Source organism: Microcoleus sp. N9_B4 (assembly GCF_036701635.1).
Taxonomy (GTDB): domain Bacteria; phylum Cyanobacteriota; class Cyanobacteriia; order Cyanobacteriales; family Microcoleaceae; genus Microcoleus.
Window position 1 is genome coordinate 1 of the sequence record NZ_JAUBRC010000031.1, and the last position, 14,537, is coordinate 14,537.

17 protein-coding genes are annotated in these 14,537 nt (G+C 45.3%); 11 read left to right on the forward strand and 6 right to left on the reverse strand.

Features of this window, described 5'->3' with window-relative positions:
• Positions 1 to 23 precede the first annotated feature (23 nt).
• The 4 genes from QUA43_RS19975 (at position 24) to QUA43_RS19990 (ending at position 3,964) form a co-directional block, all read left to right on the forward strand.
• A complete protein-coding gene (locus tag QUA43_RS19975) occupies positions 24 to 1,532 on the forward strand; it encodes an NACHT C-terminal helical domain 2-containing protein (protein ID WP_333376040.1) in 1,509 nt (502 codons plus the stop codon).
• Positions 1,533 to 1,647: 115 nt separating this feature from the next.
• Positions 1,648 to 1,851 (forward strand): hypothetical protein, encoded by a 204-nt coding sequence (locus QUA43_RS19980; protein ID WP_333376041.1) that lies wholly within the window; start codon positions 1,648 to 1,650, stop codon positions 1,849 to 1,851.
• A gap of 308 nt (positions 1,852 to 2,159) precedes the next feature.
• The gene (gene glyQ, locus QUA43_RS19985; protein WP_333376042.1) at positions 2,160 to 3,038 is read left to right on the forward strand and encodes a glycine--tRNA ligase subunit alpha; all 879 of its coding nucleotides are present in this window, start codon (positions 2,160 to 2,162) and stop codon (positions 3,036 to 3,038) included.
• A gap of 158 nt (positions 3,039 to 3,196) precedes the next feature.
• Positions 3,197 to 3,964 carry an ATP-binding cassette domain-containing protein gene (locus QUA43_RS19990; RefSeq protein ID WP_333376043.1) on the forward strand — a complete coding sequence of 256 codons (768 nt, stop codon included), beginning with the start codon at positions 3,197 to 3,199 and terminating at the stop codon, positions 3,962 to 3,964.
• A gap of 105 nt (positions 3,965 to 4,069) precedes the next feature.
• Here QUA43_RS19990 and QUA43_RS19995 read toward each other — a convergent pair whose 3' ends face one another.
• Entirely contained in the window at positions 4,070 to 5,647 is a 1,578-nt protein-coding gene (locus QUA43_RS19995) for an MDR family MFS transporter (protein WP_333376044.1), read from the reverse strand.
• Positions 5,648 to 5,823: 176 nt separating this feature from the next.
• On the reverse strand, positions 5,824 to 7,095 hold the full coding sequence (locus QUA43_RS20000) for an MFS transporter (RefSeq protein ID WP_333376045.1): 1,272 nt from the start codon (positions 7,093 to 7,095) through the stop codon (positions 5,824 to 5,826).
• A gap of 140 nt (positions 7,096 to 7,235) precedes the next feature.
• Here QUA43_RS20000 and QUA43_RS20005 point away from each other — a divergent pair, with 140 nt between their 5' ends.
• Positions 7,236 to 7,415, forward strand: a complete 180-nt coding sequence (locus tag QUA43_RS20005; RefSeq protein WP_333376046.1) for a hypothetical protein — start codon at positions 7,236 to 7,238, stop codon at positions 7,413 to 7,415.
• Here QUA43_RS20005 and QUA43_RS20010 read toward each other — a convergent pair.
• On the reverse strand, positions 7,382 to 7,894 hold the full coding sequence (locus QUA43_RS20010) for a DUF2808 domain-containing protein (RefSeq protein ID WP_333376047.1): 513 nt from the start codon (positions 7,892 to 7,894) through the stop codon (positions 7,382 to 7,384). The genes QUA43_RS20005 and QUA43_RS20010 overlap by 34 nt on opposite strands.
• A 433-nt stretch (positions 7,895 to 8,327) precedes the next feature.
• On the opposite strand from QUA43_RS20010, the gene QUA43_RS20015 reads away from it, so the two are divergent.
• The 3 genes from QUA43_RS20015 (at position 8,328) to QUA43_RS20025 (ending at position 11,441) form a co-directional block, all read left to right on the forward strand.
• A complete protein-coding gene (locus tag QUA43_RS20015; protein ID WP_333376048.1) occupies positions 8,328 to 9,476 on the forward strand; it encodes a Re/Si-specific NAD(P)(+) transhydrogenase subunit alpha in 1,149 nt (382 codons plus the stop codon).
• Between the two features lie 265 nt (positions 9,477 to 9,741).
• On the forward strand, positions 9,742 to 10,035 hold the full coding sequence (locus QUA43_RS20020; RefSeq protein ID WP_006633295.1) for an NAD(P) transhydrogenase subunit alpha: 294 nt from the start codon (positions 9,742 to 9,744) through the stop codon (positions 10,033 to 10,035).
• Positions 10,032 to 11,441, forward strand: a complete 1,410-nt coding sequence (locus QUA43_RS20025) for an NAD(P)(+) transhydrogenase (Re/Si-specific) subunit beta (protein ID WP_333376049.1) — start codon at positions 10,032 to 10,034, stop codon at positions 11,439 to 11,441. The genes QUA43_RS20020 and QUA43_RS20025 overlap by 4 nt, the downstream gene beginning before the upstream one ends.
• Positions 11,442 to 11,539: 98 nt before the next feature.
• On the opposite strand, the gene QUA43_RS20030 is transcribed toward QUA43_RS20025, so the two are convergent.
• Positions 11,540 to 11,902, reverse strand: coding sequence for a tetratricopeptide repeat protein (locus QUA43_RS20030; protein ID WP_333376050.1), 363 nt, complete (start codon positions 11,900 to 11,902; stop codon positions 11,540 to 11,542).
• Positions 11,903 to 11,964: 62 nt separating this feature from the next.
• Here QUA43_RS20030 and QUA43_RS20035 point away from each other — a divergent pair, with 62 nt between their 5' ends.
• Positions 11,965 to 12,444: a helix-turn-helix domain-containing protein gene (locus QUA43_RS20035; RefSeq protein ID WP_333376051.1), complete on the forward strand. Its 480-nt coding sequence runs from the start codon at positions 11,965 to 11,967 to the stop codon at positions 12,442 to 12,444.
• Between the two features lie 65 nt (positions 12,445 to 12,509).
• On the opposite strand, the gene QUA43_RS20040 is transcribed toward QUA43_RS20035, so the two are convergent.
• A complete protein-coding gene (locus QUA43_RS20040; protein ID WP_333376052.1) occupies positions 12,510 to 12,710 on the reverse strand; it encodes a type II toxin-antitoxin system HicB family antitoxin in 201 nt (66 codons plus the stop codon).
• A gap of 262 nt (positions 12,711 to 12,972) precedes the next feature.
• Between QUA43_RS20040 and QUA43_RS20045 the strand changes: the two genes are divergently transcribed.
• Positions 12,973 to 13,668: a hypothetical protein gene (locus QUA43_RS20045; protein WP_333376053.1), complete on the forward strand. Its 696-nt coding sequence runs from the start codon at positions 12,973 to 12,975 to the stop codon at positions 13,666 to 13,668.
• 20 nt (positions 13,669 to 13,688) lie between these two features.
• On the opposite strand, the gene QUA43_RS20050 is transcribed toward QUA43_RS20045, so the two are convergent.
• Positions 13,689 to 13,994 carry a hypothetical protein gene (locus tag QUA43_RS20050; RefSeq protein WP_333376054.1) on the reverse strand — a complete coding sequence of 102 codons (306 nt, stop codon included), beginning with the start codon at positions 13,992 to 13,994 and terminating at the stop codon, positions 13,689 to 13,691.
• A gap of 220 nt (positions 13,995 to 14,214) precedes the next feature.
• Between QUA43_RS20050 and QUA43_RS20055 the strand changes: the two genes are divergently transcribed.
• Positions 14,215 to 14,535, forward strand: coding sequence for a DUF433 domain-containing protein (locus tag QUA43_RS20055; protein WP_333376055.1), 321 nt, complete (start codon positions 14,215 to 14,217; stop codon positions 14,533 to 14,535).
• The last annotated feature ends 2 nt before the right edge of the window (positions 14,536 to 14,537 follow it).

A 14,537-nucleotide genomic window follows, 5' to 3' on the forward strand; every position in this document is an offset into this window, starting at 1 on the left:
CTCCTTCCCTCACACTCCTGTAGATGCCTTCTATACTTGTAACTCCTCCTAGTTGTAAAAAACCTACACCTGTCAGGGATGAGTCGGGGGGACTGGCAAAAGCCGAGGAGTTTCTGCGGCTGCTCTTTTTGGAGGAGAATAAGTCGATTCGGGAGTTAGCAATTACGCCGATTTTGCTGAGTTTGACTTGTGCGGTGTTTCACCACAAGGGAAAGTTTTACTCGAAGCGTTCCAAGCTTTATGAAGAGGGGTTGGAGTTGCTGCTGGAGCAGTGGGACAAGTCGCGGGAGATTGAGCGGGATGAGATTTATCGCGATTTGTCGGTAGAGCAGAAGCTGGAGTTATTGAGCCATTTGGCGGTGAAGAAGTTTGAGCAAGAGCAATATGTGCTATTTGAGCAGGCAGAAATTGAGGAGTATATTGCGGAGTTTTTGGGGATTGGGCAGCGGGATAGTCGGGCGGTGTTGAGGGCGATGGAAGCGCAGCATGGATTGTTGATTGAGCGATCGCAAAAAATATGGTCTTTTTCGCATCTAACTTTTCAAGAATATTTAGTCGCTCTAAACTTTAGCTGCACAGACAAGCGAGGAGAAGGATTGATCGGGTATGTTTATGAAAAAAAATGGGAGCAAGTTATCCTACTGTTTTCTGAAAAGATATTGAATATCGATTATTTTACTCTATTACTCAAGTGTAGGATTGATAAATCGATCTCCAGTCATGAAAGATTACAGCTTATTCTGAGGTGGGTATATCGAAAGGCTTCAAATACTTCTAGCTGCTATTCAAGAACAACTCTTCGTAGCTTTTATCTCAGCCTACTAACACTTATCAACACCATTGATGAATTAAAATTATTTGGCGATCCACTCTGGTTAATCAATGATTTTAGCGCTCTCTTATCAAAATTGGATGACAGGATTGATCTCTATGTTTATCACAACTCTGGACAGGGATTGTCGCTGGGTAATTTCTTTGGTTCTCTAGAAGGGGAACCAGCCTTAGACCGAGACCTCTGCCATGCTCGTGCTCATGCTTCGCTCTTAGGGCGTGCTTTACGTTTAGATGACGTTAGGTATGCAGCAGAAAAGAATGAGTGGATGTTGAACAAAAATGAGGATGAGTTTGAGTTTTTTAATAGTCTTGATGATACAAACTTCTACGAACTTGCAGAATCTCTAGATAGAGCGATAGAGTTTTGCGATAACAATGGCTGGGAAAACTTAAGCTTGGAGCTATCTCAGCTCTACGACCAACTTCCTCAAGGTGTTTACAATTGTTGGGAACAATATCAGCAATGGCGTAGGTATGAGAGTGAAGCTTGGGCAGAGAAACTAAGGAACTTTTCCATAAAATACCGCAATATAGACTATAAATGGGAGCTGACAGAGGACGACTTCGGTGTACTTTTTGGCTACATTTATGCAAATCGAATTTTAATTGATTGTCTTCAAGGCAACTCTGAAAAAATTAGTAAGCAGAGCGAACTATTTATTATGGAAACTCTTTTGATTCCCTACTGGGAACTTTAAGCTATAGCTGATGCGACAAAGGCAATCCCTTAAATTGAATAAAAACGCAAACGTGAAAAAGCTGAGTAGGTAATTTGCTGGCAGAGAATTATAAGGAGTGCGAGTATAAACGTTAATGCAAATTATCCTGGAATTCCCCATCGCCCGGGGTGAAAAACTGCAACCATTGGGCGATCGCCTCCCAGAAGCCCTCGATCGCGCACTCCAGGAACTCACCCCCCCAGAGACCATCGCCCAATGGTCGAACTATTCGATCGCCATAAATCCAGCACTCTCTCCCAATCGGAAGCAGTCGAACTCGATCAATACTTGCTGCTAGAACCTTGGGTGCGCTTAGCCAAAGCTCATGCTTACAAACACTTACAGACAGCAGCATGAGTTATGTACCAGCCACTTTGCGTCAGTTAGTGACTCAACGCGCCCGATCGCAATGCGAGTATCGATCTAGAAAACATTGCTATTATCGATCGCAATAACTCGATCGATACAAGATACCTGAAAAAAAAACTTAAATATCTACCGATACTTTCGGCATCTCTTGTCTAATTTCGGCAGGGTTTATTTCAATAAACCGTGCCTTGAGTATGCTTAAATAAGCTTAGACACTCGCTAACCATATTGAAACCAGTGAATTTTCAATCAGTCATTGCCACCTTAAACAAATTCTGGAGCGATCGAGGCTGCCTGATCGCCCAATCCTACGACACAGAAAAAGGTGCAGGAACCATGAATCCCCACACCTTTCTCAGAGCAATCGGCCCCGAACCTTGGTCAGTCGCCTACATCGAACCCTGTCGCCGCCCCACCGACGGACGCTACGGCGAAAATCCCAACCGCTTCCAACATTACTATCAATATCAAGTTTTAATTAAACCCTCTCCTCCCAACATCCAAGACATCTATTTAGACTCCCTCAGAGCATTAGGAATTCGCCCAGAAGACCACGACATTCGCTTCGTAGAAGACAACTGGGAATCGCCCACCCTCGGAGCTTGGGGCGTCGGCTGGGAAGTCTGGCTCGACGGCATGGAAATCACCCAATTTACCTACTTTCAACAGTGCGGTAGCATTGACTGTCGCCCCGTCTCTATTGAAATTACCTACGGACTAGAACGCCTCGCAATGTATCTCCAAGAAGTCGATGCGATGACGAAAATTCAGTGGAAAGATGGCATAACTTACGGCGACGTTCACCTGCAAGGAGAAATAGAACAGTGTACTTATAACTTTGAAGCTTCTAATCCAGAATTGCTGTTTACTCTATTTGGTTTGTACGAGCAAGAAGCCGAACAATTGACAAAAAAAGGATTGGTTTTGCCTAGTCTTGATTATGTGTTAAAATGTTCTCACACTTTCAATTTACTCGATGCTAGAGGTGTGATTTCGGTAACGGAAAGAACTCGGTATATTACCAAAATTCGCAATTTGGCGCGGCGAGTTGCTCAGCTTTATTTGGAACAGCGCGAAAAGCTGGGTTTTCCTTTAGAAAAAGCTGTAAAAATTTGAGTTTGAGTTGGATTGTGGGGCGGGCATCTTGCCTGCCTTAATAACGGGCAAGATGCCCGTTCCACAAAGAGTGAGTTGGATTGGGGAGTGGGCATCTTGCCTGCTTCAAGAACGGGCAAGATGCCCGTTCCACGAAGGCCATATTTTTAATTAATTAAATGCCTAATTATTCGGAAAATAATACAGAAACAAATCCTCAACTGCGAATTGATAATGTTAGTTTAAAAACACCGATCGCCTCAAGTTATTTGTTGGAAAATATATCGTTTCAGGTACACAAGGGAGCTCGCGTGGCAATTGTTGGCCCTTCAGGTGCGGGGAAAACAACGCTGTTGCGGTTGCTAAATCGGCTCAGCAGTCCCACCAGCGGCTCGATTTATCTGGAAAATACAGAATATCGCCAAATACCTGCGATCGAAATCCGCAAACAAATCACCCTCATCCTGCAAGAATCCAAGCTTTTGGGAATGTCGGTGCGAGAAGCATTGGCTTATCCTTTAAAGCTGCGGGGCGTGGCTGCATCAAACATTGCTGAGAGAATTAGCGGCGCGATCGAACAACTGCACATACCCCAAGAATGGCTCGATCGCAGCGAATTCCAGCTTTCCACAGGCCAAAAACAGCTCGTGGCGATCGCCCGCGGCATCATCCTACAACCAAAAATCTTGCTTTTAGACGAGCCAACATCCGCCCTAGACGCAGGAAAAGCCGCCCACCTTTTGGAAGTATTGACACAGCTAACAAACGGCCAAACCACAATTGTAATGGTAAACCACCAATTAGAATTAGCCGAGCAATTTAGCACGCGAATTCTGCATTTGCAGCGCGGAAAGCTCATCGAAGATTTGCCCTCCCATCAAATAAATTGGGTGCAACTGCGGCAAAATTTAATCCAAGCAGAAGCAGAAGCCCAACAAGAATGGTAAATAAGCTAAAAAACATTTAGTTGGCATTTTGAAAACACTTAAAATTATTGTGGGGTGGGCAGGAGAACCCGCCCCAAAGATGCAGCGCACTCTGCGCCTACAGAATCAATGAGCACCCCCAGCACCCGCACCCGCTTTCACCTTTTTAAAACCCAAAATAGCAATCCCACTTAACAGCAAAGCAATTCCCACAAAATAAAAACAATCATTAAAAGCCATTACATAAGCTTCACGGCGGACAATATTATCAATTACCTTAATTGCCTGGTCTTTCGCCACGCTTAAATCTGCACCGCGACTCACAAAATACTGAGTCATTTGATTAATTCGCTCCTGCGTTGCCGGATTGTACAAAGAAACAGATTCCCCCAATCGATTCGAGTGAAATTGCTCGCGTTGCGTCACCAAAGTTGCTAGGGCCGCAATCCCCATCGAACCTCCCATATTTCGCATCATATTAAACAAACCCGAAGCAGAACCAGCCTCGTGTCTCTCCATACCAGCAGTCGCAATAGTTGACAGTGGCACCATAATTAAAGGCTGTCCCAAGGCCCTAACTAATTGCGACCAACGTAACTGATCGATACCCGTCTCGTGAGTCATGCTGGCATTCATAAAACAACTCACCGCAAACAAACTCACACCTATGCCAATCATCAGTCGCATATCGATTCGCTGCATCAATTTCGGCACCATCGGCACGATGAATAACTGCGGCACCCCAGCCCACATAATTACCTCCCCAATTTGCATGGCATTGTACTGCTGAATCTGACCTAAATACAGGGGCAAAATGTACACCGAACCGTACAATCCCACCCCCAAGGAAATATTCACAATAGTTGCTAAGCCGAAATTGCGGCGAGTCAGCAATCGCAAGTTAATAAACGGTTGTTTGCGAGTTAGTTCAATCCAGAAAAAAGCGCTGAGAAATATTGCAGCAATTATGCTTAAACGCACAATAAAATCAGAACTAAACCAGTCTTTGCGGCTGCCTTCTTCTAACACGACTTGCAGGGAACCCAAGCCGATCGCCATTGAGATAATTCCCCACCAGTCGCCCCCTTTTAGAAGTTCGAGTTTCAGCGGTGCGGGGGCGACGGCGTACCAGACAGCAGCTAGCAACAGCAGCCCCGGAACTAAGTTTAAATAAAACACATATTGCCAGCCGTAATTCTCAGTCAGCCACCCTCCCAATGTCGGCCCGATGGATGGTGCAAAAGTAGCTGTCAGTGCAAACATCGCCATGCCGATTGGCTGCTTTTTGGGCGGCAAATTCGTCAGCAAAAATGTAAAAGCCATCGGAATTAAAATGCCCCCCGTCAATCCCTGCAAAGCCCGAAATACAATCATTGAATTCAAATTCCACGCCCAAGCGCAGCACATGGAAAAGAATACAAAGAAAGCGGCATTTACCAAGATGTAGCGACGGACTGAAAACACCTGCGACAGCCAACCAGTCAGCGGAATTACGACAATTTCTGCGACTAGATACGCGGTGGAAATCCAAGAACCTTCTTCTAAGGTTGCGCCTAAAGCTGCTTGAATATCTCTGAGAGATGCGTTGGTGATTTGGATGTCCAAAACTGCCATGAAAGCGCCGAGAATTGTTCCCATGACGCCGATCCAGGTTTTTAAGGGAACGCGATCGCTCTGCTGTGGAATTGCACTGGTATTTGCCATTGGTTTAACCTCTGGTTGCGTAATTAATTTGGATCTTTTAACCGCAGAGGGCCCAGAGGGCGCAGAGAAAGAGAAGAGAGAAGTTTACAAATTGTTGAGGATTGCTAGAGATACAGTCAGATATTAGCTTTGGGAATCTTGTTTAATTTTGGCATTTGTGATTTGACGCTAAATCCCTAGTGCGAAATTAAACCCATTTTTTGATAAAGTGGTCGGACTAAGTTTTTTAAAGCGGGCAACTGTTTGGTAAAAACTACTGAGCCGAAAACACAAATTATACCTCCAATGATGACTGTATTGGGAGCGCCGATATAATTTGCCAATCCCCCCGCCACTAAATTCCCAAACGGTGTCACTCCAAAAAATGCCATCGTGTATATGCTCATCACTCTTCCGCGTTTGTCGTCTTCCACAATTGTTTGCAAAAATGTGTTTCCTCCTGCAAATTGCAAAATGAAACCAAACCCAACGAACAACATCATGATTAATGACAGCCACAAGACGCGGGACAAACCAAAACCTATCAGCCCGAATCCCATAATGGCAGGTGAAATCGCAATCCATTTGCCGAGGCCAACTATACTTTTGCGCGAAATCAAATAAATCGCGCCCGCGAAGGCGCCAACTCCCGAAGATGCCATCAAAAAGCCGAGGGTTTGTGCGTCGCCTTGCAGAATTTTGGTTGCAAAAATCGGGACTAAAACTGTATGGGACATTCCCGCAAAACTTACTAATGCTAATAGCAGTAAAATTGCTCGAATTGGGGGAAACCCGAAGGCATAAACGAATCCTTCTTTTAATCTTTGTAAGGGTTTGGTGTTAGTTGCTGCAATTTTACGGGCTTTGATCTGCATCGCTAACAAACCTGCAATTACAGCAATGTAGCTGAGTCCATCAATAAGAAAGCAATAACTTGGACCGACTGTAGCTATTAGCAAACCTGCAATGGCTGGGCCGATTAATCGGGCGCCGTTGAACATGGAAGCGTTGAGGGCGATCGCATTTGGTAAATCTTCTTTCTTTTCCACGAGTTCGGGCACAAAAGCTTGCCGTGCCGGCGCGTCAAAGGCGTTAATTGCGCCTTGAAAGAAACTCAGTACCAGGATCTGCCAAATGTTCACCACTCCTGTTAGCGCTAAAAATGCTAGGGCTAAGGATTGAACCATTGCTAATATTTGAGTGGCAATTATGACTCGGTGGCGGTTCCAGCGATCGATTAAAACTCCTGCAAAAGGCAGTAAAATTAATGTGGGGATTTGACTTGTAAATCCCACCACGCCGAGCATCCAAGGTGAATCGCTCAAATTGTAGACAAGCCAAACAGTAGCGACTTGCGTCATCCAATTGCCAATTAGGGAGATGCCTTGTCCTGCAAAAAACAGGCGATAATTTCTCGATCGCAGCGCTGGAGGCAGTTTTATTGTTTTGATTTTTGCTAGTAGATTCATGCTGCAAGTACGGCTAGAGCAATCCTATTTGATTTGTAAACATTTTTTAGGGGTAGCGCCCCTGTACCCCTACTTAGCGAAGGGCAACCATCGGGGGACTGCCCCTAGACTCATTATTACGAATCATTGAGAATTGCGATATGAGCCGAAGGTTCTATTTTACAACTCCCGAAAACCCGAATTTGAGGATTGTTAAATTTTTGCCCGTAGCAAAACGATCGCCACATTTAAATTTTTCTGTCGCGATCGCTTGGCTAACGAGAAATTCCGTCCCCGAACTCTTGCCTCAATTAATGCTCAACAGCCAAGTGCCGAGGTAACGCAGCAAAGGAACGTCTCCGGGGGTGCGGATGCGGACGTTGAAATGGTACATTCCGCCGGGAGATGGGTTTCTGACGTTGGAGAGTACAACCTCAACATTGTTGCCGGCGGCAATTGGTTCTTTGGGATAAATTTCTATGAAACGATTTTCTTTGTCCCAAATTACTTCTTGCAATTCTATTGTTTTGTTTTTGACGCGCACTTTAATGTCTTTTTGGTCAAATTCGCCTTTGTAGTAGTCTGGATAGGATATGTTCAGTTGGGCGATCGCCAAACTTACTTTTTTGGAAGGAATTCGCAGCCGATATCTATCGCCACTCATCCCGGCTGTACCGTAATCCAAGCGATAGCTTAATTGGTTGGCGCGATCGGGGCCGCCGAAAATCGTGAATCCTGGCATGGACTGGGCTAAACTGATGGCGGGCAGCCCAGTCAGCAAGCAACCTGTAACCGCTAGTGCTGAAAATAATCGTCGCATAACAACTCCTCTAATTAAACTCTTGGTGAACCTTAAATATCGATCGCCCGAAATTTGCGATCGTGCCTACAATATATCGAATGTCTCAGCAATTTGATGAGGGCGATCGACTGCGGGCTGAGGTCAATTTTTTTTGGGTAATACTGATAACTGACATTCTAACTACAGAATTAGGCGACATAAAATTATATCATAATCGGTGGCCAACTTAACAATCTAGCGAATGTGAATGTATAAGATAAGTTAAAGATACGGCTCGAATTTGGGCGATCGGCTTTAGTATCAACGAGAGAAGTTTAGGGCAACGGCGGCTCAAATGTAAAGCAAGGCATCTGGCGGTGAAAAATCGCAATTCAAGAAACCTGCGGAGGCAGGTTTTGTCTGTGTAAGCGCGGTTTCAACCGTCCTGGGAAAGCTTAAATAAGGAGAGTTCATGAAATTAGCGATCGCAAAAGAAATAGAAGCAGGCGAACGCCGGGTGGCTTTAGTACCCGACGCTGTGGCCCGATTAGTCAAACAGGGCGTAGAAGTTTGGGTTGAGGCCGGTGCCGGCGCAAAATCCTTTTTCTCGGATCTTGCTTACGAAGAAGCGGGAGCTCAGGTTGTCGCCGATACCGCTAGGCTGTGGGGCGAAGCCGATGTCGTCGTGAAAATCGGGGAATTGCAAGAATCAGAAGTTCATCAACTCCGGGAAGGAGGTGTTTTCATCGGATTTTTGAATCCTCTGGGAAATCCGGCTTTAGTGCAGCGTTTAGCCGATCGCAAAGTAACGGCATTCAGCATGGAAATGATCCCGCGCACCAGCCGCGCTCAAAGCATGGATGCGCTGTCATCTCAGGCTAACGTCGCCGGTTACAAAGCGGTACTGATCGCAGCCGCCGCTTTGCCGAAATATTTCCCAATGCTGACAACGGCGGCGGGTACGATTCGCCCCGCGAAAGTATTGGTAATGGGTGTGGGCGTTGCTGGCTTGCAGGCGATCGCCACGGCGCGCCGTTTGGGTGCGGTAGTCGAAGCCTTCGACATCCGCCCAGAAACAAAAGAACAAGTGCAAAGTTTGGGCGCTAAATTCCTTGATGTCGAACTCAAGGAAGAAACCGTCGCCGCCGGAGGCTATGCAAAAGAATTATCGGAAGCAGCCAAAGAATACACCCGCCAAGTGCTCACCCAACACGTCAGCGCTTCCGATGCAGTGATTACAACCGCTCAAGTTCCCGGCAGAAAAGCACCTATTTTAGTTACTAGAGAAATGGTTTCTCAAATGAAGCCCGGATCGGTAATTGTTGACCTCGCGGCCGAACAAGGTGGCAATTGCGAATGTTCTGAAGCGGGGAAAGATGTTGAATGGAACGGCGTTAATGTCATCGGCCCGATTAATGTGCCCTCGTCGATGCCTGTCCACGCTAGCGAAACTTACTCGAAGAATATATCCTCTTTACTTCAGTTGATGGTGAAAGATAAGGAGCTCAATTTGAATTTTGAAGACGATATCATTGCTGGTGCTTGCGTTGCCCGCGATGGTGAGATTAGCAACCAGCGAGTTCGCGATGCTTTAGCTGCTCAGGCTTCAGCCGTCAGTTAGTTATTGGTTATCGGTTATTTGCGGTGCCCTGAGCGGAGTCGAAGGGTTATTAGTTATTGGTTGATTATCTCGTTACAAGGCAGAGCCTTGTAACGCATTCCAGGAGGCTCTGCCTCCACTCTAAAGAGGAGGCAGAGCCTCCAATGAATGCGTTCCCAGCCCGGAGGCTGGGAACGAGTCAAATAACGACTAACAAATAACGACTAACAAATAACGACTAACCATTAACCAATTACCAATTTCCAATTACCAATTACCAATTGTTATGGCAGAAGGATTGATTGCAGGTTTAGTGGTGTTTACTCTAGCGTCGTTTGTGGGATTTGAAGTAATTAATAAAGTCCCGCCGACGCTGCACACACCTTTGATGTCGGGATCGAATGCGATTTCGGGAATTGCGGTTTTAGGCGCAATTCTGATTTCTGGCCAAGGCAATGTGACTGTTACTTCGATTTTGGGGACGATCGCGATCGCCCTGGCCACAATTAACGTAGTCGGCGGTTTCTTAGTAACCGATCGAATGCTGCAAATGTTCAAGAAAAAAGAGGTTAAAGCGTGAGCGATTTTCTGCCCAGTGGCATTCAACTAGGTTATTTAGTTGCCGCATCTTTGTTTATTATCGGTTTGAAACAGTTGGGATCGCCCGCAACTGCCCGTCAAGGAAATGTGTTAGCTGCGATCGGGATGTTAATTGCGATCGTCGGTACGTTGCTGGAAAAGCAAGTCATCAGCTACGAATTGATTGCTGTCGGAATCATCATCGGTTCCATTTTGGGAACAATTATGGCGAAAACCGTCGCCATGACGGATATGCCGCAGATGGTGGGTTTGCTTAACGGTTTTGGGGGCGCGGCTTCTGCACTCGTTGCTGTGGGCGAATTCTGGCGCTATCTCAGCATCCCGGAATCGCCGACGCCTGATGCGACAATCACGATCCTTTTGGGTGTGTTGATTGGCGGAATTACTTTCACTGGTAGCCTTGTGGCGTTTGCGAAGCTGCAAGAATTGCTGCCGGGTGCGCCGATGACGTTTCCGCTGCAACAGCCGTTTAATGCTGCGCTGGCGATCGCACTTTTAGCCGGCAGCGGTTATATGCTGACGAATCCCGAAAATGTGCCGGTATTCCTGGGTTTGGTGGCGATTTCCAATATTCTGGGAATCATGTTTGTGCTCCCGATTGGCGGTGGCGATATGCCCGTGGTGGTGTCGCTGCTTAACTCTTATTCGGGGATTGCGGCGAGTGTGGCTGGGTTCATTTTGATGAACAATATGCTGATTATCGCTGGTGCATTGGTGGGCGCGTCGGGGATTATTTTGACGCAAATCATGTGCAAGGCGATGAATCGATCCTTGGGTAGTGTGCTGTTTAGCGCCTTTGGTAGCGGTGGCGGTAGTGCTGGGGCTGCTGCTGGGGCTGCTGGTGTTACTGACAAAACTGTTCGCAGCATCAATCTCGAAGAAAGTGCGATGATGTTGGGTTATGCGCGATCGGTTGTAATTATTCCCGGCTACGGAATGGCTGTAGCGCAAGCGCAGCACGCGGTGCGCGAGTTAGCCGACGGTTTGGAAAAAATGGGTGTTGACGTGAAATACGCGATTCACCCGGTGGCTGGGCGGATGCCGGGGCACATGAATGTGCTCTTAGCGGAAGCCAACGTGCCTTATCCGCAGTTGTACGATATGGACGATATCAATCCGCAGTTTGACGAAACTGATGTGGCTTTGGTGATTGGTGCGAATGATGTGGTGAATCCGGCGGCGCGTCACGATACGGCGAGCCCGATTTACGGGATGCCGATTTTGGAGGTTGATAAGGCTAAGCATACGATCGTAATCAAGCGCGGGATGAGTGCTGGTTTTTCCGGTGTTGACAATGAGTTGTTTTACAAGGATAAGACGATGATGTTGTTTGGTAGCGCTAAGGATGTGGTTGCGAAGTTGGTTTCTGAGGTGAAGCAGTTGTAGGATTTTTTAACCGCAGATGAACGCGGATTAACGCAGATGATTAAACCCGGTTTTTTGGATAAACCGGGTTTTTGTTTTGGGTTTGTTTTGGTGTTGTTTTATGCAATGCTAGCTTGGTTCACATATTCACTGGAAATCGGTGTATGTGAAAATCCTTGTTCTCTGGCTTTTTGAAACCATTTTTCTGCTTCAGTGCGATCGGCTGCTACACCATCAGCACCGCAAAGATAAATTCCTGCTAAGTTGTTTGAGGCAACACCATAGCCTTGCTCAGCGGATTTGATGTACCATTTAATTGCTTCTAATATTATCCTTTCTCGACCTAATCCTAAATGGTACATACTGGCAATGATGCACTGGGATTCGGCATTTCCTTGTTCTGCTAGTGGTTTTAACAAGGTAAATGCTTGGGTATAATCTTGGGTATTAAAAGCGGCTAGACCTTTTTCTAAGTCAGGCATTAACGGTCATTAATAAAGTCAATATACTATAATAGCATTAAACGAATTCAGGAAACATTTTCATGAACAGACAAAAAATACTCCTAGATCCGATTTTACCGACAGAAGAAGAAACACAAGCTATCAAATTGTTGGATAAAATGCTAAGTCTCAAGAGAGAAAATGGTGATTCTGAGACATCCAAAGTAAAACTTGTAGAAGTTGGCGGGGAAGCGATCGCACTTCCTGAATCACTCTATAACTTGTTGTGTCAAGCTGCACATTTAATGGCTGCTGGTAAAGCAGTGTCTTTAGTGCCAATTGAGCAAGATATGACTGTTGCAGAAGCTGCGAGGTTGCTGAATGTGTCGCCAGAATTTGTGGTCAAATTACTCGACGATGGGGAAATTGCCTATGGAAAAGTAGGAAACCAGCGGCGGATTAGTTTGGCAAGTGCGATCGCATATAAACAGCAGCGTAGTGTTAAGCGTCGCGAAATTCTCAAGGAATTAGCTCAGTTTAGCCAAGAAGAGGAATTGCATGAAGCCAGAGTATACAGCTAGCAGGTTGATTCCGATTTTTGCAGATAAGATTCAACGCTATTATGAAAATATTTCGTAGGTTGTACTTAAGGGCGATCGCTATGCAGCCGATTCTTGACTTCCGAAGAATCTGCTGTCTCAAAAAATAGTTCTAGCGCCTCGATGAGATTCTGTCGCGCTGCTTCTATATTGTCACCTTGGCTGGCAATATCAAGCTCTGGGCAAAGGGATATATATCCGTCGCCTTCTCGTTCAATAATTGCTGTAAACTGTTGTGTTGACTTCATAATTTGAAGTGGCGGACTGCCAAGCTCAAACAATTCTAATTTTACTTGAGATTATATCACATCTTTCGCTGTTCGGTGGAGACGGGCGATCGCCCTATACAATGCTAGCTTGGTTTAAATAGTCACGGGCGATCGGTGCTAGTCAAATATACCTGCGATCGGAGATTTTTTTAAATATAAGGAAATCCTAAAGAATCAATATAACTGCAAAAATTGTACTAACCTTAGAGCTAACGTCAATTAAATTAAAAAATTTTCAACTATGTCAGATCAACCATTTAATATCCGCCAACTCAATGACCTAGATTATGACGAAGCAGAACCACTCCTGGAAGATTATCAGGAAACGCTAATCGAGCTATTTGTCAATTCTCCCGAAGGAGAAGAATACTGTAAAACTTATCCAGACGTGGGATTTTGGATCTCGCAGTTCATTTATTACGGTTTCGGCTATGAAGGTTTTACGCTGCCTCGCATGAAAGTGGAAGATGCGGCAACTGTAGTCGAAGAGTTGTTTCCCAGGAAAGTGAGTTTGCTTTCGCCGGAAGAAGGTGAAAATGCTATCCCGGAATTATTGGCGTTCTGGCAATTTTTGAAGCGAGAATTTAAACTGCGAAATGCCACTTCAATTATCAAATACCTGCGGGATATCGAGCCGGAATTTAAGGAGATTATGGAAGATTCCTCTAAATTTGGATTTGCCAAATCCTTTGTAACGCTCGGTCATCAAGCAGGGTTTGATATAAGTACGGGGGAAGGTCTAACACAATTTCAGGAGATATATAATGCTAGCATTGCTCCTCTACTTGCAGCTAAAAACTCCGATACATCGGGATTTTCCAGTAAACCGATAAGTGATAGTGCTGTCAATGGATCTAAAGCAAGTAAAGAAAAACAAAAAAAAGCAAAAAATACGGCGGCTGAATCGAGAAAACGCAACCGCACTAAGAAAAAATGAGGTTTAGCAAGTATCTATCCTCACTTCACTCTTCTTCTGATTTTTCTCAGCATCTTGTTAGCTTCTTCCCTCCCGCGAAACTTCCAAACTAATAAATAACACATCAAACAAAACCCGAAGATTCCTAACACGATCGCACTTTCTTCCGGTGAGTTGGTAGTTCGCTCGAACTTCCCACTCTTCGGACTTGCTTGGATGTTATTCTTAGTTACATCGTCTGTTTGCAGCTTTAAACTAAGTTCTGCGAGCGCATTACTATTTTTCAATGTGCGATCGATTTCTCGAAATGACGGCGGTGGCCCGCAGCTTGTTAAGGATAATCCCATAAGGATAAAAATTAAGAAATAACAGCGACATTTCATGATTTTTACCTTTCGGTCAGCGAAAAAGAGAATAAATCCATATAGGGCTTACTTACTCCGACGAAGAAACCGGGTTTTTACCTAATCTGTCGGTAGCAACGCGTCTTTTCGTAAAAAACCCGGTTTCTGGCCCCCACGTGTAAGTCCTATATAATGTAGATAATATATTCCGGCGATCGCACTTATGACCATACAAGAATTAGAAACTCAACTCTTAACCTTAAATGCGGTTGATAAAGCTAAACTAATCAGCATATTAACTCAAACTTTAACCAACGGTTCTCTAGGCATTAAAAAAACTCCTGGTGTGTGCGGAGGGGATGCCTGTGTCGGCAATACTCGCATACAAGTTTGGGTACTGGTGGGTTATCGCCGTCTCGGATGCAGCGATGCGGAACTTTTTAAGTGCTATCCCCATTTGACTGGGGCTGATTTAGTAAATGCTTGGGCTTATGCTGATGCTTACCCAGAAGAAATTGAACAAGCAATTAGAGAAAATGATTGAGA